Origin of the sequence: Sutcliffiella halmapala, assembly GCF_002019665.1 — a bacterium.
In the GTDB taxonomy this organism is placed as follows: Bacteria; Bacillota; Bacilli; order Bacillales; family Bacillaceae_I; genus Sutcliffiella_A; species Sutcliffiella_A halmapala.
In genome coordinates, this window is the sequence record NZ_KV917375.1 from 4,541,921 (window position 1) to 4,564,537 (window position 22,617).

A 22,617-nucleotide genomic window follows, 5' to 3' on the forward strand; every position below is an offset into this window, starting at 1 on the left:
GGCAACACGTATTCCTCACTCCTCTCTATATCCCGTAGAGCATAAGCGAATAGATCAGGCAGGTCTCCTGACTTAGGTTCAACGCAACTTATCCCTTCCCATTCCAAAATGAAACAGTGGTTTCTTGACAAATTGCTCCCCATTACAGTGGCGGGACCGTCCCGGAATTTCACCGGCTTCCCTTTTAACTGAGCAAAGTTACTCAGCACCTGATGTATTTTTTATGAAATTGTAATTTGCTCTTGATGATTCTTTTGCTTCAAATAGACAAAAAACCTCCCTATATAGTAATAGAGAGGTTAGTGGCAATTTTTATGGAAATCCCTCTCTTATTTTCCAAAGCATAAAGCTTTGCTGGAATTAGCACCTTTCCAACGATAATCGTTGAATGGTTGCCGGGCTTCATAGGGCCAGTCCCTCCGCCTCTCTCAATAAGAGTGTAACTTTTATAATATTTAGAATTTAATAGATATGGTAACACGTTAAGTTTCGACTGTCAAAGATATTTTAATAAAATATTCGTTTAATTTTAAAAATCAGTCTTTTACAAGGAAAAAATTATCGACCATTTCTTCTGTAACATCTGATAAATATCGATACACATACTGAGGCTGTTTATCCTTATCTATCAGAACAGAGCGTACCCCCTCAAAAAAGTCTGGATGCCTCATGAAATTTTTTGCTAGTACAAGATCCGTAGCAAAGCAATCCCCTATGGATTTTTCTGCTCCCTCCACCATTTGCTTTAATGTTACTTTTAAGGATACCGGTGAATGAGATAAAAGAACTTCCTTTGTTTTTGTTGTAAAATCACTTGGGTCCTTTTCTAATGAGTCGATGATTGCTTCTACTGTTTCGAATGAAAAATGCTCATCGATTTCCTTTTGCAAGAAAGCTAACTTGCCATTACTAGTAGGCGATTCAGCGTACTCATTTATTAGCTGATTTAAAGTCGTATGTACGTTTCCTTCCTGCCAATCTACTTTTTCTACATCATGAAGAAACGCTTGTAGTTTTTCACTAGACATATATCTATCGGCAGCATTTATATACAAAACATCCTGTGCCCCAATCACTGAAGCCGTTAACGCAAGATAGCGTCCTACATGTCCAGGCGCCTTATTTAGAAAATAAGCTGCTCCCACATCTGGAAAAAGCCCTATATTCATTTCTGGCATCGACCATTTTGTCTTATCTGTTACTATTCGGTGACTTGCCCCATAGGATAATCCAACTCCACCGCCCATCACAATCCCGTCTAGACAAGCAATGATTGGTTTTGGAAAACGATAGATGGATTGATCCACCTCATACTCTAATTCAAAAAAGTGCTCTGCTTTTTGCATCGCCTCTTCATTCGACCGAGCTGCATAGAGAGTTTTAACATCCCCACCAGCGCATAATCCCTTCGTACCTGAACCTTTCAATACGATGAGAAGTACCTCTGCATCCTCTTCCCATTCCTTCAATTTTTCGCCTATCGGCTTCAACATGTCATAAGATAGAGAATTTATTGCTTTTGGACGGTTTAATGTGATGGAGGCTACCCCGTTTTCCTCCACTGAAAATAGAACTTCATCAGTCATCGTAAAATCCCCCTTATCTGTGAGTAAAATTAGGTTTACGTTTCTCTATAAATGCTTGAATTCCTTCTTTCGCGTCCTCCGTTAAAAATAATTCAGCAAACTTTCTCCGCTCTCTTTCCAAGCCCTCATTCATATTTTCATTAAATCCTTGCATAATACATTCCACTGCACTGGTTACACTTGTCATGCTTTTCCCTTCAACAAGTGCTAGTGCAATCGCCCTTGCGTTTTGTAATAGTTCTTCTTGAGGAACTACTAATTGAATGAGACCAATTTGAACTGCTTCCTGTGCATTTAATTGCTTGCTTGAAAGAATTAAGTGCAGGGCTGTTGCGGTATTTGTGATTTTACTAAGCCTTTGGGTACCACCGAACGTAGGAATGAGTCCAAGCTGTAATTCTGGCAAGCCAAGAATTGCTCCTTCCGATGCGATTCTAAAATGACAGCCCATTGCTAATTCTAATCCTCCACCAAGAGCAGGTCCATTGATAGCAGCAATAACTGGTTTATTTAATGCTTCTATCTCATTACAAAGTGCCTGACCCGCTTCTGCCATAGCCAATCCTTTCTCTTCATCACCTAATGCAGAGACAAATTCCTTTATATCCGCACCAGCCACAAAGAACCTTCCCGCACCTGTAAGGATAATGACCCTTGTTTCTTCATCACTGGCTAGCTCTTTAAATAAGGTACGCAATTCAGCAATACAAGCAGAAGATAAGGCATTTGCTGGCGCATTATTCACCTCAATAGTAGTGATGAAGCTTTCTTTATTAACCTTTGCAAACTTATAATCCATCTATAATCCTCCTACATGTCCATTTATTTTAGTAGAAAAATGACTTATGACCTCGAGGGGGCTAGGCGCTGGAGCTGGACGTCACCACCCTTGCTTAAACGCCTCCCCCTGGAGCGTTTTTTCTTACTAAATGAAATAACGACCACGATCTGTTATTACTTTTGCAATTTCTCGTTTTTTTATAAATAGATTTCCATAAAGCGGTATAGGTAACTGACGGATTTCTTCTAACAATACTCTTCTGGCATTCTCATTTGTTTCAGCTCCAGAAATAATAGAGATTGTAGCTTCTTCTACCTGTCGATAGATCTCTTCACATAGAATATCTGTAACTAAAGACTTTATTTGCTCTTTTCCATCACCATTCTTGCCTACAGCCTTTTCTGTACGTAAAACGGCTGATTCCATTACATAGATATCTTTAATGATATTGGCTAATAAGCGTAAATACTCCTGCTCTTGTTCCATTTTTAGCCCAGATAGTGAAATCGCTTTCAAAGATTTGTTAAGTAACTGTTTCGATAGTTGGACATATTGATAGTTTCTTCCTGATGACCCTTCTCGCGCTTCGGAAAATAGCACTTCTCCTTGATTAGCTTTCTTTAATAAGATTTTTGCAATGGTCAGTCGGTTTATTTCATTCGTTCCTTCAAAAATCCGGCTAATTCTAGCATCTCGATATAAACGTTCCACTTCGTATTCTTGCATATAACCATATCCACCATGAATTTGTACCGCTTCATCTACAATTCCATCCAGCACTTCTGAACCATTGACTTTATTAATAGCGCATTCCATCGCGTATTTTGATAGTATTTTCATCATGTTTTCATCTTTTTCTGCTGAATAGATTGCATCATCTAGCATGCCCGCTGTTCGATAAGCCGCACTTTCTGCTCCAAATATTGATACTGCCATATTTGCTAACTTTTCTTGGATCATCGTAAAATCAACCAACGATTTTTTAAACTGCTTACGTACCTTCCCGTAGTTAACAGCTAATTGGAGGGCTTGTTTCGCTGTTCCAACATTCGAAAAAGCAAGTTTTAAACGCGCCATATTAAGTATATTTAAAGCTACAAGATGGCCCTTTCCAACTTCACCGAGAACATTTTCATTTGGAATAGTAACATCTTCTAATATTAGGGTAGCGGTAGAGGATCCTTTAATGCCCATCTTATGTTCTTCTGGTCCAACAGAAACTCCCTTATACGTTCTTTCTACAATAAAGGCCGTCATTCCTTCCTGAGTTTTCGCAAAAACGACAAAAACATCGGCAAGTTTCGCATTCGTAATCCATTGCTTTTCTCCATTAAGCAACCACGACGTTCCATCTTCACTCAGCATTGCATTTGTTTTTGATTGCAGCGCATCAGACCCTGCATCAGGCTCTGTTAATGCATAAGCACCAATCCACTCTCCAGTAGAAAGAAGCGGTAAATATTTTTGCTTTTGCTCTTCATTTCCAAAATAGACATACGGCAATGTTCCTACCCCTGCATGTATATTAAAGGAAATACTAAAAGAACCACCAAACCCCATCTTCTCTGCAACAAGACCAGATACTTTCTTATTTAAAGAAAGGCCATCATATTCTTCTGGGACCTCAATACTAAGTAAGCCAAGCTCTCCTGCTTTTTGGAACAACTGGCGTACTGCATCAAAATTATGTTGTTCAATAGAGGATAATTGTGGGGCTACAGCCTGCTTGACAAACTGTTCCGTTGTTTTCGCTATCATAACCTCTTCGTCTGTAAAATCCTCTGGAGTAAAGATATCGACCACCGATTTATCATGTGCTACTAAACAATCCTTCCGTTTTACCTCTATATTATCCATTTTCATCCCCCTCGTTTTCTCAATCACCTTACTAACTCAACCAATAAAAAGGCGTTAAAAGGACAAAAAAGGCGATGAAACATCCAACCTTAAGCATGAAATTGTGCTAAAGATGCGTATCATCGCCTTCCTCTTTATAAGGAAATATCCTATTGAACTATGATTCTATTGTTTTTCCGTTAAAACTGTTTTTGCAATCTCATTATCTAGCTCTTCAAACTTATAATAAGAAATGGTGTCATACAGTTCACTTCTTGATTGCATATCTGACAGTCCGTCTTTTTGAGAGTCCTGTTCTTGTATCAGCTGAAAAATCCGCTCATACGCTTTAGCCGCTACCCGAAGAGATGTCACTGGATAAATCACCATACGATAACCCATATTCGCAAACTCCTCAGCCGTATAATATGGGGTTTTTCCGAATTCCGTCATGTTGGCTAGCAAAGGTATTTCTACTTTTTTGGAGAATAATTGAAATTCTTCTTCCGACTGTAACGCTTCTGGGAAAATAGCGTCTGCACCAGCTGCTATATAAGCGTTTGATCGCTCAATTGCTGATTCTAATCCTTCCACCCCACGAGCATCTGTCCGTGCTACGATATATAGAGAAGGCGCTACTTCTTTAATAGTTTTTATTTTTTGTACCATTTCTTCCGTTGATACCAGCTTTTTTCCGTTCAAATGTCCACATTTTTTCGGAAGCTGTTGATCTTCTATTTGAATAGCCGCGACGTTCGCCTCTACCATTTCTCTAGCAGTTCGAGCTACATTTAGAACACCACCAAAACCTGTATCAATGTCTACTAATAGAGGCAAATTGGTTGCGCGAACTAAATCTCTTGCCCGCTCAGCCACTTCTGTCGATGTTACAATTCCCAAATCAGGCAATCCACGACTCGCCGTATAGGCTGCACCCGATAAATAGAGTGCCGAAAACCCTGTATTCTTGGCAATCAAAGCTGCCATTGCATCATGAGCACCGGGAATTTTTAAAATGCTGGATTCAGTAATAAGGGATCGAAACTGATTTGCAAGCTCTTGTTGACTAATCTGTGGTCCTACAATCCAAGCCATATCGTTGCCTCCTTATTAAATAAAAAATAAGTCCATAAATTCATTTACATTCATCGTTTCTAACGCTTCTTGGTCATAACACACTTCTTCAATTTTCTGCAGTTGCTTTTTAGGGAAGTGCGTCTTAATATTGTTTGAAAACTTCTCTTTGATTTTTGGAATTGCCTCATCCCTACGGAAGCGATGCCCCAACGGATATTCACATTCTTCTAAAGTTGTGGACGTACCGTCAGTAAAATGCACTTGAACGGAATTGGCGATTGAGCGCTTGCTCGGATTGAGGTAATCGTAAGTGTATTGTTTGTTCTCAATCACTTCCATTTTTTCTCGTAAACTATCTATTGTTGGATCCATTGCGGTTTCATTTTCATAATGATCTGCTACAATATCCCCTTTGATTAATCCAATAGCGGTAATATATTGTAAACAATGATCACGATCTGCTGGATTATGAAGTGGTCCTACCTTATCAATAATACGAATGGCGGATTCATGAGTGGTAATCGTAATTTTGGCAACTTCATCAAGGCGGTCCTTCACTTGGTTATGCAGCTTAATTGCACATTCTGCAGCTGTTTGAGCATGGAATTCTGCTGGGAATGAAACTTTAAATAATATATTTTCCATTACATACGATTCAAGAGGACGAGCAAGCTTTAATTCCTTTTTATTGAACAAGACATCTTGGAATCCCCAACCTGGTGCCGAAAGTGCTGTTGGATATCCCATTTCTCCTTTGAGGGCCATTAATGATAAGTGTACCCCACGACTTGTCGCATCCCCTGCCGCCCATGATTTACGAGATCCTGTATTAGGAGCATGCCTGTATGTACGCAGGCTTGAATTATCGAGCCAAGCATTTGATAAAGCATTAATGATTTCCTCGCGAGTTCCACCAAGCATCTTCGTAACAACTGCCGTTGTCGCGATTTTCACAAATAAAACGTGATCTAGACCTACGCGATTTAAACTATTTTCTAACGCTAATACTCCTTGAATTTCATGTGCCTTCACGATCATTTCTAGTAATTCTTTACCTGTTAGTGGCTCTTTTCCTTCCGAAATGCGCATTCGGCTTAAGTAATCTGCTACTGCTAAAATACCGCCGATATTATCAGATGGGTGTCCCCATTCAGCTGCTAACCATGTGTCATTGTAATCAAGCCAGCGAATCATACAACCAATATTGAACGCGCCTCTAACTGGATCAAGCACAAACGAAGTTCCTGGTACTCTACTACCATTTGGTACCGTTGTACCCGGCACAATTGGTCCAAGTAACTTCGTACATTCTGGATATTTTAATGCTAGAATTCCGCATCCAAGTGTATCAAGTAACACATAACGTGCCGTACGATAAGCTTCTGTACTTTCAATGTCTTTATTTAAAACATAATCTGCAATTTCCTCTAGTAAATGGTCGGTTTTTGTACGTTCATTCATTTTTAGCAAGCAAATCTTCCTTTCCAGATGAAATTTGTTTATGATAATAAAGGGTGTCGGCCAAAACACCCATGGCGAGCGGACAGTGACAATTTCCCAAATTGTTTATTTACTTAAAATGTGTCGCTCGCCTATATAATTTACACGAGGACGATAAAGTCTATTGTGGTTATGCTGTTCGATGACATGCGCACATAATCCAATTGTTCGAGAGCTAAAAAAGATCGGAGTATATAATGGGATAGGAATACCTAACATCCAATAAACTGGCGCTGCATAGTAATCTAAATTCGGATAAAGCCCCTTTTCTCTCTCCATGACTCTTTCTCCAGCCTCACACATTTGATAAAGGAGATCATCACCTTTCATGTCACACAATTGCTTCAAGGCTTCCTTCATCATAAGGGCTCTTGGATCCATCTTCTTCATGTACACACGATGACCAAATCCCATTATTTTCTCTTTGTTATATAATTTCTTTTGAAGTAATTCTTCAAAGTTAACTACTGTTTTTGCTTCCAATAACATGTACATAACCGCTTCATTTGCGCCACCGTGTAAATGTCCTTTTAAAGAAGCAACTGCTCCAGTTAAAGCACCATACAAATCAGATAAAGTAGAAGCTATTACTCTCGCAGTAAAAGTCGAGTTAGGAAGCTCGTGCTCACTATACAAGACTAATGATTTATCAAAAATCTGTTCTTCTAATGGAGAAGGCTTTCTACCGGTAATCATATAAAAGAAGTTGGCACTATAAGATAATTCCTGAAGTGGCTGAATAGGCTCTTCTTTATTAATCAGTCGATAACTGTTAGCGACGATATTAGGTACCTTACTTAATAGTTTGTACGCTCTGCCTTTATTCAAGGATTCGGAATTATCCTCTAGTTGATCATCATAACCAGCAAGAGCGGATATCCCTGTTCGTAACCCATCCATTGGATGTGTTTGCTTAGGCAATTGATTTAAGATGTTTATTACTTCTTGTGGTACTTCATATTCAACCTTTAATCGTTCTTCTACTGCCGCTTTTTCCACTGCACTTGGTAGAGAGTTTTCTAGTAAAAGATGGACGATATCCAGATACTCTTTAGTTTTGGATAACTCGATAAGATCATAGCCTTTAATGACTATCTCGCCTAACTTTGTATCAAGAAAGGAAATACTTGTTTCTGCTGCAATAACACCATCAAGCCCAGGATAATACTTCTCTTCAGTCCCCATTTATTTCTTCCTCCCATTCCAATATATCTTTAGTCACATGAATGTAAGCACTTTCAAGATTCTGCAAAAATCGATCTTTTTCTCGTTCATTCTCTTGTCTATTCATAATTTCTGCCTTTAACAGTGAATAGTTAGTTCTCAAGCTACTCGGGCTCTCTAAGAAAAGATTGTTCATAATGCATGTTTTGAAATAATTAGTAAAGTAATCGACAGATCCAAACAAAGAAGCCCTCCTTACTCACGACTAAAACTCTTTTTGGGCAATAAAAAAACAACTTCCAAAAGAAGTTGTTAAGTTGCGAATGAATACTTAAATAAGCATGTTAAATAGATAATACCTAAACACGCTTTTTCAAACTCGCACTTAACACCCCCTATCCTCGTAGGTATTGATGTCTGCTAAAACAGGCAGGTCTCCTGACTTATGATCATCGCTATTCGAACCTTCCCATTTTCGTTTTACCGAAAACAGTGGTTTATTCGAATCGCTCCCAATTACAGTTGCGGGACAGCGTCGGAATTTAACCGAACTTCCCTTTTAAGCAGATAAAGATGGCTTTATCTACACCCGTTTCTACACCTATTCAATTTTTCATAATAAACATACCAAATATTTTCAAGAAATACAATTATATTTATTTTCTAAATATTGATCTTGTTCCATTAATCTCCAACTTTAGCCTTACAATAATAGTAAAATTCCGACATCTATTGTGAAATTAATCACACCATTGATGGTTAAACTAAATCTTCAAATTAAAAATATTTTAAAATAGTTATTTGCCGATTTCTTGTATCATCAACCGAATAAAAGCCAATAATACCCCTACAATCTTTATAGGAGGTTTTTATGGGATTTGTAGTTTACTTTGCTCTTACTTGGCTGTTTGTTTCCATTTTCGTAGCAATAGAAAAAAAAGGATCGCTTGTTGAAAATACATTCGTTTTTCTAATCATACTTATTGTAAATATTAACTTCACCTGGGTTATTGCAGAAGAAATGAACTTCATCGTTTTAACAAAGGAAGGCATAAATTATACAGGTTACATTTTGAATAGAAGCATGTTGATCCCGATTCTATTGGTAATACAGTTGAATCTTATTCAAGGTACTAAGTCAATGATTCAAAAAATATCGATTATCCTCATTTCTGTTTGTTTTCTTCTAGTGTTAAGTATCCTTTCTATTCAATTAGACATGACAGAATACACTAACTGGAATCACTTAAATGATGCCATATACTATTTCACACTTCATCTAGTGGCTATTTTTACCTATAGATTATTTAAGAAAATCTCTCCAAGTGAAGTGAATGTTTTATGATATTATGGGAAAATTTCGACAAAAATGAAATCTATTTATTAGTCATGCTAGTTGTAGCATATTCTGCTTTTTTCCTATTCCCCAAAAGATTATCAACTGACATTACGCTTCTCTTTTTAGTGTGGGGATTCGCTACATCTACACTTTTTGATTTTACTATTGGGGGAGGCTTGCTAGATTTTTATAAGGTGAATGATTCAAATCAATACGAATTATTTGATTTCCTAGGATACTTTTTATTTGCTCCATTCAGCTATTTTTACATTTATTTTTATCAAAAATTCAATATAACTAGAAAAAGATTTATCTTCTATGTACTTGTATGGTGTGTAATCGCCCTTGGAATGGAATGGCTTTCTACCTGGATGGATGTCATTCATTATCAAAATGGATACAAGCTTCACTATTCATTAGTAGTTTTTTTAACCACTCAAACCGTCACTACGCTATATTACGAATTGGTAAAAAAATCTCAGCCATCCCTAACACGTTAGGAGGAAGTCTCGAAAACAGCACCAATGCAACCTTTAGGCTATAGTGGTCTCCTGCTAAAGGTTGCATTTTTAAGAAAACTTTTAACAATTTCTATTTCCCAAAGAAATTTCTCGCATTCCTCCACTCCCCCTCCTTCAACAAAAGAGGAAGCCCATCACAAATATGCGAGGAGCTTCCTAATTTAAGCAAGTATTTCCACGGTAAATCCGCCTGGTGCCTCTACATAAAACGTCCAGCCGTGGGATCTTTGGGGGGCATCAACCGAAAAGCCATCAGCCTTTAATCGTTCATAAATTTCATTTACCTTTTCTTCATTCTCCTGAATAAATCCAATATGAAAGGTGGAAGGATAGCTGACTTTGGCTCCTTTCATCAACGTGAGGACCAATCCATCGTCATCAAACAGCGCCGCGAAGGCATTGCCGCGAGTCGCCTCACTTTTCAAGCCGAAATATTTCTCCAAAAATTCTTTAGCTGCACTTACATCCGTCACCGTTAAATTCAAATGATTGAGTTTCACAAGCTACACGCTCCTCTTTATTTTGCCTATAGTTCTATTTTAGCAAATTAATGCAAGTGAGAAGCTTTGTCTATTTATCAGCTTATGTCCAAACAAGTTTTGTTAAACACAACTATTGATTATATAAGCAGTATTCTACAAATTTTGTACCAATCAAAAGCTTCGGATAGTTAAATAAACCCGTCACATTACTTTAAATAATAACTTTAAACTAGATCACTATAATGCACCAATCAAACAAGCTCGTTCGTATATAAAACACCAACATCCGCACCCAGATCTACTTATATTTCTTAAAATAACACACTTCTAAAATATAGCAATCTAGGAATAGTTATCGACCTTTTCTTTCCAGTATACTCTGTTCAGAAAGGCGGTTTTAGTATGATTAAACGAAAAGAACCTACACATATTTATTATTCACAATCGTTTCTATCCCAACTTTTAATGATGATGGCTTTCACGGTAAGCATCCTTTATCAGGTGCAGGTGGTTGGTATGAGTGCTTTGGAGCTTGTCATTGTTGGGACGGTGTTGGAATTGACGATATTTTTATTTGAAATTCCAACTGGTTTAATTGCTGATTATAAAGGGCGGAAATACTCCATTATACTTGGATACATGCTGATTGGGGTTGGATTTTTAATAGCTGGCCTGTTTCCATATTTCGCTTTTATTTTATTGTCACAAGTGTGTTGGGGAATTGGTTACACCTGTATTAGTGGCGCACATCAAGCATGGATAACAGATGAAATTGGAGTCGAGCGAGTAGATAAAGCGTTTTTAAGAAGTGCAAAATTCGGCAATTTCGGTAGTTTACTTGGTATTCCGATTGCCATTGTGATTGGATTCCAAGCGCTTCATTATTCTATTATTCTAAGTGGCATTGGCTTTCTCCTATTAGCTATCCTGTCGTATCGATATATGCCTGAGAAGCCTTTCAAAATACAGAGAAAAGAAGCGTCGATTTCGGTAACTAATGAAATGAAATCCATGCTATCTAGTGTCTGGGCAGCCTTTAAAAAGAATAAAGTACTGCGCTATATTTTAATCATCGCCTGTATCATTGGCGTTTACAGCGAAGGCTTTGATCGCCTTTGGATTCCCCACTTAACGTTCTCTATTGATGAGAAGTTTTTAACAAATGAATACTTGATTCTTATTGTTGGGGGACTACAATTTATTACAGCGCTATTAACGGTCGTACTTTTGCAGACATTAGATACATTCGTCGATCAATTACATTTAAAACGTTTGTATCAACATCTATTAGTTTATACTTCTATCTTAATGGTGACGCTACTTAGTTTTGGGGTGGCCACGAATATTTATTTACTAGCTATCCTGTTTGTCTTGATTCAAGTCATTCGTCAAGTTATCGCTACCTTTGAAAATATTTGGTTTAATAAACTTATTACCGATTCCTCTAGGCGAGCGACTTTCTTCTCTTTCAAAGGGCAAATTGATGCCATCGGTCAAATTGGCGGAGGTCCAATAATTGGCGTAATTGGTCAACAATTTTCTATCAAATTAGCTTTAGTTGTAAGTGCTGTCTTACTATCTCCCGTTTTTTTCATCTATCGTAAACTATTAAAAACGAAAGACTAGTGAGGAAAACAACAGCGACGTTTAACAAAAAAAAATTAGAGTGTAACTTTTAAAACCTTCATCCGTTGTTAAGATGCAGAAAACAGATAAATAGGTAGAGCGGAGTGAGGTATTGGACCACCATTCAATGAAAGCACAAATTAATGATTGGTATTACGAATACAGTAATGATGTATATAGATACGTCTTCTTCATGATTGGTGACCATGATCAAGCAAAAGACATAGTACAAGATACATTTTTACGAGCATACAACAATTACGACTCTTTTCTAGGTGGAAATGAAAAGAGCTGGTTATTTCGTATCGCGCGCAACTTAACGATTGATTATATTAGGAAGAAAAAACCGATAGCTTATTATTTCGATTCGGTCCCTTCGATCAAAGCAGTGGACAAAACTCCCGAACAGCTTATGTTATTAAATGAAACGGAGCAGCAGCTTTATATTGCTTTGAGCCGGATGAAACGTTCCTATCGCGATGTCATCGTTTTAAGAAAAATCAAGGAATTTTCTATCGGTGAAACAGCTCATATTCTTGGATGGACGGAAAACAAAGTGAAGGTAAATTTATTCCGAGCGCTGAAAACGTTGCGAAAAGAATTGATAAAGGAGGGGTATTGTCATGAAACCATTTAATGAGAAGAGTGTATACGATCATGATTTTAAATCAATGAAGAATAAAATTAAGATGACAGAAACAGAACATGAAACGATTTTATTTCAAATAAATTCGAAAATGGATCGCAAGCAAGCTTCTCCAAAACGACCATTTACTCAATGGAAATACTATCTCGCATTGACAGCTGCCTCCTTTATCCTCATCATGCTAGCCTTGCCTCTCATTCATCCTAGTCAAGGAGAGGTAGATAAGCATACAGAACAGGGAGTCACTACTGAATTCACATTAACCGAAGCAGAAAACTTCGCCTACAATAAATTAAAGGAAGACTTAACTAAGCTTCATATTAAAGAGTTATCGCCAATTAGCATCGCAAAAATCTATGTGCAGGCTAAATTAGACCTTGAGCTGGAAGTTGTATATACGTTATACACAGAAAGAAATGATGTACTCACTATTCCGAAAGAAGAAATACTCGATGAAAAAGCCCATCCAACAAAAGAACAAACACTCGAAATCTTCGATGGGATACAAAACGGTACATTTATGGATCAAGGTGATACGGGCTATATCATGTATGAACGCCGATCAGGAGAAATGGGCTATTTCTCGATGATTAAAGATGAGGATGGAGGTTGGAGCGTTTCCTTTTTGCCAATTCAGTAAAGTAGAAAAGTCCAATTCACCTTCGAATTGGACTTTTCATGTGAATTTCCCATCGATTCTATGGTTCCAATAAACACTCTTATTTCACCGTTTTATCCATTCTACCTAGATACCTTCACTTTCCCTTTTTATCGGAATGAAAATTTCCATCATAACCAGTTCATGATCCCAATGGTGACAGCGTTCATCATAGAACTCAAAATCGTAACTTTTTTCGTCTATGACGTAAGAGGAATGGGGAAACCAATGCTGCAATATATATTGCCACGTTCCCTTTACGGAATCGGCGAAATGCTCGACCTTTACTAACGGCGTACTAAAAACGGCATAAGTCGTAGCGGGAATCGTGATACATTGAAAGGTTTCAGGTATTGGTCTCTCTAGCTGTTCATTCAAAACTCCAAAAAAATAGGTAAACTTCTCCCAATTATTTTCAGAAGGGATATTGAGACAGAATTCTCCATGAAAGGTAGGGGTAAAGGTTTTGTACAAGGTTGTCTCAATCTCTCCATCTGTTAAGCCTTGATGCTGCCAATAGGCTGGCGCATCCTTCGTCGAGCTTATATTCAGCATTTGCCCTTCATATGAGCGTCCTACTATCGTAAAAGACTCTTTATGAACAATTTTCGGTTGCACAATGATGCCACCAGTTTTCAACGATTGTAACTCCTGCAATTGAATTCGAGGCGGATTCGCATTAGGACAATGCATGCGATATAAAGCTGGTGACACGCCAAATATTTTCTTAAATGCCTTCGAAAAGCCTACATAGGAGCCATAGCCATACCGAAATGCGATCTCATCCATCTTTAGTTCGGTACTCATATCCTTGAGGGCAAACTGTAGCTTTCTTTTTGCCACGAATTCCATTGGTGTTTCTCCAACTACCTCTTTAAAAATTCGTGAAAAATGATACGGGGAATAACCGATACATTTCGCAAGATCACCGACAGACCATTCATCATGAATATTTTCATCTATTAAATCAATAACCTTCTGTAACGAATCTGCGTATTTCATATTTCCTCCTTACTTTAATAGCCGCTCGGCTTCTTTTCCCTTAGTCGATTACGTGCAGATTTAGTAGCAGGAGTAACAGGAATATTGCCGAATACCTTACCTAAACCGAACTTCGGCATGTTACCATAAATTGATTCGTACTTCCCTTCCGAAATTAAGTATGTCTCATGAAAAATTCCAACCGCCTCGTTATTTCCGACTTTCTTATTAAAATCATTCCAAGCCTTCAAGTGTTTTTGACCTCTTGCATAGGCCATTAAATCCTCCTCTGAACGCCAATACTGAACAAGCATAATCGTTCGCAGATTAACAAAGCTTTCCATCGATAAAAATCCTAGCTCTTTATTCGTATAAAGCTCCTTGATCATGGACGGCATTGCTAAAAAAACTGGTAACCATTTATGGATCGCCCACCATTTGTTCACGCGCATCCCAATCATAAATACCACTAAGTCTTCGTTATTTTCTACCGTATACCGACCTGAAAATATTTGTCGACTCATCCCACTTCCTCCTATTCGTTTGCTATTTTTTCTTTCGTATCGTTACACCAGTCCATCGCAGCTTTTGTGGTATAAAGACCGTAATCTAATGTCATGATCCAAAATCGCGCATCCGCATGCTTAATCTTATGTGAATGAATGTGTTCTTTAATTACTGTATACGTTTCAAAGCGCTCTGTTAGTTTTTCTAAATAAGTATCCAGCAGTTCGACTGTTTGAGTGTGGTCTTGATGACGACAAAAAAATAACTTAAGGAGCAATTCATTCTTTTCTATCGGCAGCTCTTCAATCGTATTTTGTAGCCAACCTTTTAACGCCTGCTCTCCTTCAAGTGTTATCATGTATTCTTTCTTTGCTGGCTTCCCCTCTTGTACCGTTTCCTTAACTGTCGCATAGCCTTTGTCTACAAGGTGCTTAAGTGTCGGATAAATTTGCCCATAGCTGATCTTCCAAAAATGATTTAAACTCCCGTCGATCATTTGTTTAATCGAATATCCAGTCACACATCCCGTCGTAAGCAAACCTAAAATTGCATAAACCGTATTATTTTCTTTAGACATTGTAAGCACCAACTTATATCTTTTTGATATATATCATTATGATATATATTATCAGAATTTATTACTTATGTAAATTTTTATAGCGAATTTTCAAAATATAGATAATCCTTAGGCTATAAGTCCATTGATATCTCAGCAAAAAATGATAACTTTCACTAAAAAATAGAAAGAGCATGTTTTAGTCAAAACATGCTCCATCCTTATGATACGTAATCACTCTTTGAAGAGACCGGAAACAATATGGTCACAATTGTCCCCTTCTCCTTTCTACTCTTCACCCACATTTGTCCGCCATTTTCTTTAACTAGCTTAAAACAAATCGTTAACCCGATACCTGTTCCCTTCTCCTTGCTGGAATAATACGGTTCTCCTATTCGCGTTAGTCTTTTTGGTGAAATACCTACCCCATTGTCCAGCACTCGAATTCGGACAAAACTATTTTGTTTATCTAAAATAACTTTTACATGGCCATCCTTATTAATGACTTCAAAGCTGTTTTTTAAAATATTAATTAAAACTTGCTTTAAATGATCCTTATCCAGCGCAACAAAAATGGCTTCTTGGAGACGATTAACTAGCTCCAAATTTTTTTCTTGTTCCTTAGCTAAGGCATGGAACAAGAGATTAATATTATTCACTTCCGAAAAGATATCGATAGGAACATCTGATTTCTCTTTTTTCTCCTTTGCCTCTGGCTTCGCTAGTATTAGCAATTCCTTTAACACATCATCTATTCGGTCGATCTCTTCAATAACTATATTTTCATATTGAGGATTAGTGCTTCTCTCTTTATATAATTGGATAAACCCTCTAATCGAGGTTAATGGATTGCGTATTTCATGTGCAACACTGGCTGCCATGTCTCCAATTACCTTTAGTTTTTCTGAAGAGAGTAAAAGCTGTTCGTTCTTTTTCTGCTCTGTCACATCGATCCCAAAGCATAAAGTATGGGTGCCGATTACATTTTGGTGTAAGTCCTTAGAGCCCCACTTAATATAATGGACCTTTCCTTTATCATCTACAAATCGATGTAACTCATTGCTACCAACTTTCATCATTTGAGGGTAAATTGCTAGCTCTGAAAAATCTCTACCTATCACATTTTCTCTTCTCATATCAAAAAGCTGGCAAAATGAATCATTTACTTCACTAATCCGATTATGCCGATTCTTTACTAGCAAATAGTTCGGATTAATATTCATAATAGATTCCAACCATTCACTTTGCCTTTCAAGCTTGCGGTTTACTCCATTTAACCTAAGAGACTGCATTTGAAAGAATCCGATAAACAAGATTACTGCTGCGAATATAGAATTGAAGCTAGAGAAGTAAAGAGGAATTTTAATAAACCCACTCATTACCCCATTAACAAATATTAACATCGCGGCACATACGAGCTTAATATAAAAGCTTTTGTAATAATAGTCGCTTAATTTTAACGTTAATAGCAATAGAAGTAGTGAAATCACAAAGACCATTAAAATATTAATGATAAAAAAGAAATTAAACGTTCCATATATCGGAACTAAATGTGATGGGGACAACGGTGTTTCAACGTTTAAGCGATAAGACTCTACTCCAAGTGGTGTAAAATTTATCAAATAAACAAAGACGCTTAGTCCGATCACTAAATAAAATCCTGTCTTATTAAAAAGAAGACGCCATCTCTGTAAAGCCTCATTTTGCTTCACTATATTATAAGAAAAATAATACATAATCGGCATAATGAAAATGGAACCCATTCTAAATACACGAAATAAAGGATCAATTAGCTCCATCTTGAGCAGATTATTCGCATAAAGAAGAGCAATGTCTATTTGCCAAAACGATAGCATCAAAAGAAATAAGGATAGCGCTTTCGTAAGAGACGTATTTGAAAAGAAAAGGATAGAAAATGAAATTAGCATCGGGATAGTCGAAATTGCGAGTATTAAAATAAATTCCATTTATTCATCTTGCTCCTAAATAGTAGTTTTTCATTCTATTTTACTACTAAAATTATGATTTATGGGAAATATTTGTTCGTAATTACCTACTTCCCAAAAACCTCAAAGAACAACCATCAATACCCCATACAACCCCACCGAACCACAAAACATTCAATGTAACAAATTGGTCACTTTTTCCTTTTATAAGTGTGACATTTCTCACATTTTTCCTAATCTAACCTTCTTACAATTAAGGTGAATTAATAATAAAACTAAAAATTATGGGAAAAAGGAGTGGAAGAAAGATGTTTTCTTCAAAAAAGGTTGTCACATGGAGTTTTGTATTCGTTTTACTTTTAGCAGTTGTAACTGGTTGTAGTTCGAATAAAAGTACAGTGGAGGATGCAGAGGCAGAAGTAACCATTAAAAGCTCTAACTGGGAGTTTGACCAACAAACCTACAAAGTTCCTGCAGGCAAGGATGTAGCGATTCACCATGTTAATGATGAAGGACATCACGGCATTACCATTAAAGGAACGAATGTAAAAATCCAAGGGGATGGAAGCGTTGTCGCGAACTTAAAGCCTGGAGAATATGAAATTATTTGTGACATTATGTGCGGTACAGGTCATGACGAAATGATCGCTACTCTCGTTGTGGAATAAAGATTGTCATTATTAGAAAGGAGTGAACAGAATGTCCAATATCCAATATGAACGTTCCGTAGACCATCCAAAAAAACCGCTCCCCATTAAAGAAAAGGAAGCTTCCTTAAAAGGCACGTTAATCTCTGTATTTTCAATCGGGGCATTTATCGTAATCTGTTGGGTGAGTGTGTTCGCCCTATTTCTATTACGAAATTAATTTATCCAAGAGAAAGGGGGATGTAACATGCATTTACACCGCTACGAAAAATATTGGCTTATCTTTGGAGTAGGTACATTAGTTGTCTTTCTATCGGTTATAGGCTTTAGCGCATTTGCAATGGGGCATCATCCACCGAGTCATATGGCTACCGTGAACCCTGAAAATCTGAGTGAATCTCCTCCTTTTGATGAACCAGGGTTGAAGCAAATTGATGAAAATACCTATGAAGCGACCATTATCGCCATGACATTCGGCTATGAGCCAAATACAATCACCGTGCCTGCTGGCTCCACTGTCAAATTTCAGGTCACGAGTCAGGATGTTGTACACAGTTTCACGATTCCCACTACAAACGTCAACATGATGATTACACCTGGTCATATCAACCAATCGGAATACACGTTTGACAAGACGGGTTCCTATTTGGTGCTCTGTAATGAATATTGCGGAATTGGGCATCAAAACATGCAAATGACAATTGAGGTGATCGAATGAAACAGCTAGCGGAAGTTTATAACCAGCAATCCATCCGTCCTGAAGTAGATCCACGTGATGCCAAGCTAAGTATGGCCTACATCTATATTGCGTTTGGGGCATTATTTTTAGGGACAATGGCAGGTGTGGTACAAGGGCTCGTGCGTGGAGGTTTAATCGAGCTCCCTTACAGCATCAGCTATTATCAACTATTAACTGCTCATGGAGTATTACTTGCCTTAGTCTTAACGACCTTCTTCATTTTCGGCTTCTTACACGCAGGAATGAGTCGAACCATGGGGGCAATGAGTTCGCTAGAGCGTAGATTAGGCTGGGGCGGCTATGCTGTATTAACAGTTGGTACTTTACTAAGCTTTACAATGATTTTATTAAATGATGCATCGGTCTTATATACATTTTATGCACCATTACAAGCATCTCCCTTCTATTATATAGGACTTACACTATTCGTAGTCGGTACTTGGTTAGGAGGAGCAAGTCTCTTAACTCATTATTTTCGCTGGAAAAAACAAAACCGTGGTAAACTAACGCCTTTATTCGGTTTTATGACAGTTGGCACGATTTTACTGTGGTTTGTAGCATCCATTGGAGTCGCTGCCACAGTATTGCTTCAGTTCCTACCTTGGTCTCTGGGGCTTGTCGACAATATTAATATACTATTAAGCCGGACATTATTTTGGTATTTTGGCCATCCATTAGTATACTTCTGGTTACTTCCAGCTTATATTGCATGGTATGTCTGTATTCCTCAAATTATTGGAGGAAAGCTTTTCAGTGATTCTTTAGCTCGCTTAGCTTTTATCTTGTTCTTACTGTTCTCTATTCCTGTAGGCTTCCACCATCAATTAATGGAAGCTGGCATCTCGGAATTTTGGAAGTACTTACAAGTAGTCTTGACCTTTGCCGTCATTGTTCCATCTTTGCTAACGGCGTTCTCTATTTTTGCAACCTTCGAATTAACAGGCCGTGCCAAAGGGGCAACAGGGGCATTTGGTTGGGTGAAAAAGCTCCCTTGGAAGGATGCCCGCTTCTTCGCACCATTTATGGGAATGCTATTTTTCATCCCAGCGGGCACAGGCGGTATCATTAATGCTAGTAACCAATTAAATGCGGTCGTCCACAACACGTTATGGGTAGTAGGACATTTCCACATTACAGTAGGTTCTACCGTTATTCTTACCTTTTTCGGGATTGCCTATTGGTTAATTCCCGTCTTAAGAGGAAGACAATACACGGCACGCATGAACAAACTCGCCATGCTCCAAACAATTCTATGGACAGTTGGTATGTTCTTCATGTCTGGAGCAATGCATTTATTAGGACTACTAGGAGCGCCACGTAGAACAGCATATACTACCTATCAAGACCACCCGACTGCGATCGCCTGGTTTGAAGGAATATTCGCTAGCCAAATAACAATGGCACTCGGCGGCGTCATCCTATTTGTTGCATCGATGCTCATGATCTACATTGTCATCAATCTTGCTTTCTTTGCACCAAAGGCTCACACAGCGTTCCCAATCGGAGAAATTGCCGATGACGCGCGCGCAACACCACGTATTTTTGAAAACTGGAAACTATGGATTGGAATCGCAATTGCCTTAATCCTTTTCGCCTATACGATTCCACTAATAGACATGATACAACACGCCCCACCAGGCTCACCACCATTTAGACCATGGTAATACGAAAAGTGCAAGCGGCTCGTTCAGGCCCGACAAGCATAAGACAGATTTTTGGAGGAGGTTGATCTTTACCTCCGCAGAAAAGATGACTTATGACTCGAGGGCCTAGCCGCTGGAGCTAGACAATACGAAAAGCGGAGCCGGCTCGCTCAGCTCCGACAAGCATAAGACAGATTTCCGCAAGAGGTTGATCTTTACCTCCGCAGAAAAGATGACTTGTTGGAGATCTTCTTACAAACAAAGCACCTACCTCTTCTTATTGAAGAGGTAGGTGCTTTGTAATTTCAACTAAACATCATATTAACTCATTAAAAAAATGAAGGACAGGTAGTAGTACCTTAAATAACTCCCACCACATTCAAAAACACAACCAAAATCACACCTGGCACCACATATCGCATCAACAAATACCACACCGTAAATAAACCATTTAATCCTTTTGACTCTTGAACAATTTCACTTCTAAGAATATCTTTCTTCATTTTAAAAGAAACGAAAATCGAAATGAGAAAAGCACCTAATGGCATTAAGATGTTGCTGACAAGAAAATCGGCGCTGTCAAAAATCGTTTTGCCAAAGAACGTAACATCTCCCAATACACTATAAGACAGGGCAGATGGAATGCCAACAAGAAAGATTCCAAGTCCAATCATCCATGACGCTTTACTGCGGGCGCTGCCTCCTTTACTCTTCGTCAAGGCTGCCACAACAATCTCCAGCATCGAAAATGCCGAGGTCAGTGTAGCGAAGAGGAACAATGCTAGGAAGATAAACAAAAATGCTTTCCCGAACATGATTTGGTCAAACACAGACGGTAGCACAATGAACAATAAGCCAGGTCCTTCTGCCGGCTCAAATCCTAACGAGAAAACAGCTGGGAAAATCGCCAAACCAGCAAGAATGGAAATGAATAAATTCATCCCAACAACGGAAACAGCTGACTGCACAAGACTTTCCTTTTTTGACAAATAAGAGCTATACGTAACCATTACAGATACCCCTACACTTAACGAGAAGAATGATTGCCCCATCGCAAAAAGGACGGTTTCAGACGTAATCTGTGAAAAATCAGGCTTTAAGAAGAACGCAACACCTTCCATGGCATTGTCTAGAGAAAGAGAACGAGCGATTAACACAATAAATAAAATAAACAACGCCGGCATCATAATTTTATTCATTTTCTCAATGCCGCTTTGCACACCCTTTGCCACCACAACAATGGTCAAGAGCAAGAATACACCTTGCGCAATAACTGCCGCTATTGGGTTGGACACCGCATCGGTGAACAGCTCGCTATAGCCCCCAGAAAACTGATCGATCATCCCAGTTACTCCATACACTAAATACTGAACAATCCATCCGCCAATCACACTGTAGAACGACAGCAGGATAAAGCAGGTAAAAACACCGAGATATCCGATCCAGTGCCACTTGGAGCCAGGTGCAATTTTCTTATAAGCAGAAATCGCTTCTTTACCTGTGCTCCTTCCCACAATAAACTCACCAAGCAATAGAGGCAAACCGATTAACACGGAAAATAATAAGAATAAAAGAATGAATGCCCCCCCGCCGCTTACTCCTGTTACATACGGCAGCTTCCAAATCGCTCCAAGGCCAATTGCAGACCCCGCAGACGCCAAAATAAATCCTAACTTCGATGACCATTGTTCCTCTTGCTGCATCTCTAGTTCCTCCCAAAATAGAAAAATATAGGCTCTTTTCGTAAAGATTGTTGCTTTAAGTTTGTAAAAAGTCGGCATTTGGACTTTTTACCGTCATTTTGCTAGTAAAATAGAAGAAAGGTCCTCCAATACATGATGGAAAAGAGCACGATTGCAACGATTATGACGGGTTGATTCTATTTACGAAAAGCAACAATGTATGCGTAAACAGCCAAAATTGAACACAAAAAAGCCGCACGTTTTCCGAAGGGACGTGATTGATTCACGCGGTACCACCCTTCTTGAAAGCATGCAACTTTCCACTCGAAATGTAACGGTTAAAACCGCTTCGCCATAATTTGCGTACGCTAGGCAAAGTAAAGCTCCAAGATTGAAATTCCTCTTATCTTTGTACCGAACTTTCACCAAACGTCGGCTCTCTACAACAGGGAAATAAGACTTAATAGATTCTCTTCATAGCTTCATTCTTATATGATGTTAAAAGTATAAGTGTGATTATAGTATGGCGGGATGTGAGAGTCAATGGAAATTACTGAAAAATATAAACAATTTTGTGTTTATTTCGACAAAAAAAACACTTCTGCTCAGTTGAATCACGTATCTCACTCTAGTTACTGCCAGAATATGATAAGATGAAAAAAGATTGTTATAGATATTTTTACCGAGGTGGTGTAAGAAT

At 38.3% G+C, this 22,617-nt stretch carries 22 protein-coding genes, 3 riboswitches and 1 other annotated feature; of the genes, 9 read left to right on the forward strand and 13 right to left on the reverse strand.

The genetic code is table 11. The features are described 5' to 3' along the window. Nucleotides 1–40: 40 nt before the first annotated feature. Nucleotides 41–228, reverse strand: a riboswitch (cobalamin riboswitch). 98 nt (nucleotides 229–326) lie between these two features. Next, nucleotides 327–438: riboswitch (SAM riboswitch) on the reverse strand. Nucleotides 439–536: 98 nt separating this feature from the next. From BK580_RS22315 to BK580_RS22345, 7 genes are all read right to left on the reverse strand, one after another. Further along, a complete protein-coding gene (locus BK580_RS22315; protein ID WP_078382447.1) occupies nucleotides 537–1,586 on the reverse strand; it encodes an enoyl-CoA hydratase/isomerase family protein in 1,050 nt (349 codons plus the stop codon). Nucleotides 1,587–1,599: 13 nt separating this feature from the next. Further along, nucleotides 1,600–2,385 carry an enoyl-CoA hydratase-related protein gene (locus tag BK580_RS22320; RefSeq protein WP_078382448.1) on the reverse strand — a complete coding sequence of 262 codons (786 nt, stop codon included), beginning with the start codon at nucleotides 2,383–2,385 and terminating at the stop codon, nucleotides 1,600–1,602. A gap of 126 nt (nucleotides 2,386–2,511) precedes the next feature. Continuing rightward, complete coding sequence (locus BK580_RS22325; protein WP_078382449.1) at nucleotides 2,512–4,224, reverse strand: acyl-CoA dehydrogenase family protein; 1,713 nt, start codon at nucleotides 4,222–4,224, stop codon at nucleotides 2,512–2,514. 165 nt (nucleotides 4,225–4,389) lie between these two features. Further along, entirely contained in the window at nucleotides 4,390–5,298 is a 909-nt protein-coding gene (gene prpB / locus BK580_RS22330; RefSeq protein WP_078382450.1) for a methylisocitrate lyase, read from the reverse strand. Between the two features lie 15 nt (nucleotides 5,299–5,313). Continuing rightward, nucleotides 5,314–6,741: a 2-methylcitrate dehydratase gene (gene prpD / locus BK580_RS22335; protein ID WP_169865270.1), complete on the reverse strand. Its 1,428-nt coding sequence runs from the start codon at nucleotides 6,739–6,741 to the stop codon at nucleotides 5,314–5,316. Nucleotides 6,742–6,846: 105 nt separating this feature from the next. Continuing rightward, nucleotides 6,847–7,965: a citrate synthase gene (gene mmgD / locus BK580_RS22340; RefSeq protein ID WP_078382452.1), complete on the reverse strand. Its 1,119-nt coding sequence runs from the start codon at nucleotides 7,963–7,965 to the stop codon at nucleotides 6,847–6,849. Beyond that, a complete protein-coding gene (locus BK580_RS22345) occupies nucleotides 7,955–8,188 on the reverse strand; it encodes a hypothetical protein (RefSeq protein WP_078382453.1) in 234 nt (77 codons plus the stop codon). The genes mmgD and BK580_RS22345 overlap by 11 nt, the downstream gene beginning before the upstream one ends. A gap of 167 nt (nucleotides 8,189–8,355) precedes the next feature. Next, nucleotides 8,356–8,552, reverse strand: a riboswitch (cobalamin riboswitch). Between the two features lie 263 nt (nucleotides 8,553–8,815). On the opposite strand from BK580_RS22345, the gene BK580_RS22350 reads away from it, so the two are divergent. Beyond that, a complete protein-coding gene (locus tag BK580_RS22350) occupies nucleotides 8,816–9,289 on the forward strand; it encodes a hypothetical protein (RefSeq protein WP_078382454.1) in 474 nt (157 codons plus the stop codon). Next, nucleotides 9,286–9,783, forward strand: a complete 498-nt coding sequence (locus BK580_RS22355; RefSeq protein ID WP_078382455.1) for a hypothetical protein — start codon at nucleotides 9,286–9,288, stop codon at nucleotides 9,781–9,783. Before BK580_RS22350 ends, BK580_RS22355 begins: the two co-directional genes overlap by 4 nt. Nucleotides 9,784–9,965: 182 nt before the next feature. Here BK580_RS22355 and BK580_RS22360 read toward each other — a convergent pair whose 3' ends face one another. Further along, nucleotides 9,966–10,304, reverse strand: a complete 339-nt coding sequence (locus tag BK580_RS22360; RefSeq protein WP_078382456.1) for a VOC family protein — start codon at nucleotides 10,302–10,304, stop codon at nucleotides 9,966–9,968. Between the two features lie 384 nt (nucleotides 10,305–10,688). Here BK580_RS22360 and BK580_RS22365 point away from each other — a divergent pair, with 384 nt between their 5' ends. The 3 genes from BK580_RS22365 (at nucleotide 10,689) to BK580_RS22375 (ending at nucleotide 13,198) form a co-directional block, all read left to right on the forward strand. Further along, nucleotides 10,689–11,912, forward strand: a complete 1,224-nt coding sequence (locus BK580_RS22365; protein WP_078382457.1) for an MFS transporter — start codon at nucleotides 10,689–10,691, stop codon at nucleotides 11,910–11,912. A 112-nt stretch (nucleotides 11,913–12,024) separates the two neighbouring features. Then, nucleotides 12,025–12,549 carry an RNA polymerase sigma factor gene (locus BK580_RS22370; protein WP_078382458.1) on the forward strand — a complete coding sequence of 175 codons (525 nt, stop codon included), beginning with the start codon at nucleotides 12,025–12,027 and terminating at the stop codon, nucleotides 12,547–12,549. Then, entirely contained in the window at nucleotides 12,536–13,198 is a 663-nt protein-coding gene (locus BK580_RS22375) for a hypothetical protein (RefSeq protein ID WP_235864094.1), read from the forward strand. Before BK580_RS22370 ends, BK580_RS22375 begins: the two co-directional genes overlap by 14 nt. Before the next feature lie 105 nt (nucleotides 13,199–13,303). On the opposite strand, the gene BK580_RS22380 is transcribed toward BK580_RS22375, so the two are convergent. The 4 genes from BK580_RS22380 to BK580_RS22395 all read right to left on the reverse strand — a co-directional run bounded on the left by BK580_RS22380 (nucleotide 13,304) and on the right by BK580_RS22395 (nucleotide 17,227). Then, nucleotides 13,304–14,218 (reverse strand): AraC family transcriptional regulator, encoded by a 915-nt coding sequence (locus tag BK580_RS22380; protein WP_078382459.1) that lies wholly within the window; start codon nucleotides 14,216–14,218, stop codon nucleotides 13,304–13,306. Between the two features lie 14 nt (nucleotides 14,219–14,232). After that, nucleotides 14,233–14,721 (reverse strand): DUF4188 domain-containing protein, encoded by a 489-nt coding sequence (locus tag BK580_RS22385; RefSeq protein WP_078382460.1) that lies wholly within the window; start codon nucleotides 14,719–14,721, stop codon nucleotides 14,233–14,235. An 11-nt stretch (nucleotides 14,722–14,732) separates the two neighbouring features. After that, a complete protein-coding gene (locus BK580_RS22390) occupies nucleotides 14,733–15,281 on the reverse strand; it encodes a PadR family transcriptional regulator (protein ID WP_078382461.1) in 549 nt (182 codons plus the stop codon). Nucleotides 15,282–15,481: 200 nt separating this feature from the next. After that, nucleotides 15,482–17,227, reverse strand: a complete 1,746-nt coding sequence (locus BK580_RS22395; protein WP_078382462.1) for an ATP-binding protein — start codon at nucleotides 17,225–17,227, stop codon at nucleotides 15,482–15,484. 287 nt (nucleotides 17,228–17,514) lie between these two features. On the opposite strand from BK580_RS22395, the gene BK580_RS22400 reads away from it, so the two are divergent. Genes BK580_RS22400 through BK580_RS22410 form a run of 4 tightly spaced genes read left to right on the forward strand, consistent with a single transcriptional unit; the run spans nucleotide 17,515 to nucleotide 20,256 of the window. Beyond that, entirely contained in the window at nucleotides 17,515–17,874 is a 360-nt protein-coding gene (locus BK580_RS22400) for a cupredoxin domain-containing protein (RefSeq protein ID WP_078382463.1), read from the forward strand. A gap of 31 nt (nucleotides 17,875–17,905) precedes the next feature. Then, complete coding sequence (locus BK580_RS23445; protein WP_139364954.1) at nucleotides 17,906–18,073, forward strand: cytochrome c oxidase subunit 2A; 168 nt, start codon at nucleotides 17,906–17,908, stop codon at nucleotides 18,071–18,073. Between the two features lie 27 nt (nucleotides 18,074–18,100). Further along, a complete protein-coding gene (locus BK580_RS22405) occupies nucleotides 18,101–18,571 on the forward strand; it encodes a cytochrome c oxidase subunit II (RefSeq protein ID WP_078382464.1) in 471 nt (156 codons plus the stop codon). After that, entirely contained in the window at nucleotides 18,568–20,256 is a 1,689-nt protein-coding gene (locus tag BK580_RS22410) for a b(o/a)3-type cytochrome-c oxidase subunit 1 (protein ID WP_078382465.1), read from the forward strand. The genes BK580_RS22405 and BK580_RS22410 overlap by 4 nt, the downstream gene beginning before the upstream one ends. A 338-nt stretch (nucleotides 20,257–20,594) precedes the next feature. On the opposite strand, the gene BK580_RS22415 is transcribed toward BK580_RS22410, so the two are convergent. Beyond that, nucleotides 20,595–21,938: a sodium-dependent transporter gene (locus BK580_RS22415; protein ID WP_078382466.1), complete on the reverse strand. Its 1,344-nt coding sequence runs from the start codon at nucleotides 21,936–21,938 to the stop codon at nucleotides 20,595–20,597. A gap of 244 nt (nucleotides 21,939–22,182) precedes the next feature. Then, nucleotides 22,183–22,404 (reverse strand) — a binding site (T-box leader). Between the last annotated feature and the right edge of the window lie 213 nt (nucleotides 22,405–22,617).

Excerpts from the sequence above, each read along its gene's own strand:
- BK580_RS22375 (WP_235864094.1), top strand. The coding sequence starts at position 12,536 with ATGAAACCATTTAATGAGAAGAGTGTATACGATCATGATTTTAAATCA.
- mmgD (WP_078382452.1), bottom strand. The coding sequence starts at position 7,965 with ATGGGGACTGAAGAGAAGTATTATCCTGGGCTTGATGGTGTTATTGCA.
- BK580_RS22390 (WP_078382461.1), bottom strand. The coding sequence starts at position 15,281 with ATGTCTAAAGAAAATAATACGGTTTATGCAATTTTAGGTTTGCTTACG.
- BK580_RS22415 (WP_078382466.1), bottom strand. The coding sequence starts at position 21,938 with ATGCAGCAAGAGGAACAATGGTCATCGAAGTTAGGATTTATTTTGGCG.
- prpD (WP_169865270.1), bottom strand. The coding sequence starts at position 6,741 with ATGAATGAACGTACAAAAACCGACCATTTACTAGAGGAAATTGCAGAT.
- BK580_RS22325 (WP_078382449.1), bottom strand. The coding sequence starts at position 4,224 with ATGGATAATATAGAGGTAAAACGGAAGGATTGTTTAGTAGCACATGAT.
- BK580_RS22355 (WP_078382455.1), top strand. The coding sequence starts at position 9,286 with ATGATATTATGGGAAAATTTCGACAAAAATGAAATCTATTTATTAGTC.
- BK580_RS22365 (WP_078382457.1), top strand. The coding sequence starts at position 10,689 with ATGATTAAACGAAAAGAACCTACACATATTTATTATTCACAATCGTTT.
- BK580_RS22315 (WP_078382447.1), bottom strand. The coding sequence starts at position 1,586 with ATGACTGATGAAGTTCTATTTTCAGTGGAGGAAAACGGGGTAGCCTCC.
- BK580_RS22400 (WP_078382463.1), top strand. The coding sequence starts at position 17,515 with ATGTTTTCTTCAAAAAAGGTTGTCACATGGAGTTTTGTATTCGTTTTA.
- BK580_RS22395 (WP_078382462.1), bottom strand. The coding sequence starts at position 17,227 with ATGGAATTTATTTTAATACTCGCAATTTCGACTATCCCGATGCTAATT.
- BK580_RS23445 (WP_139364954.1), top strand. The coding sequence starts at position 17,906 with ATGTCCAATATCCAATATGAACGTTCCGTAGACCATCCAAAAAAACCG.
- BK580_RS22410 (WP_078382465.1), top strand. The coding sequence starts at position 18,568 with ATGAAACAGCTAGCGGAAGTTTATAACCAGCAATCCATCCGTCCTGAA.
- BK580_RS22350 (WP_078382454.1), top strand. The coding sequence starts at position 8,816 with ATGGGATTTGTAGTTTACTTTGCTCTTACTTGGCTGTTTGTTTCCATT.
- BK580_RS22380 (WP_078382459.1), bottom strand. The coding sequence starts at position 14,218 with ATGAAATACGCAGATTCGTTACAGAAGGTTATTGATTTAATAGATGAA.
- BK580_RS22405 (WP_078382464.1), top strand. The coding sequence starts at position 18,101 with ATGCATTTACACCGCTACGAAAAATATTGGCTTATCTTTGGAGTAGGT.
- BK580_RS22385 (WP_078382460.1), bottom strand. The coding sequence starts at position 14,721 with ATGAGTCGACAAATATTTTCAGGTCGGTATACGGTAGAAAATAACGAA.
- BK580_RS22320 (WP_078382448.1), bottom strand. The coding sequence starts at position 2,385 with ATGGATTATAAGTTTGCAAAGGTTAATAAAGAAAGCTTCATCACTACT.
- prpB (WP_078382450.1), bottom strand. The coding sequence starts at position 5,298 with ATGGCTTGGATTGTAGGACCACAGATTAGTCAACAAGAGCTTGCAAAT.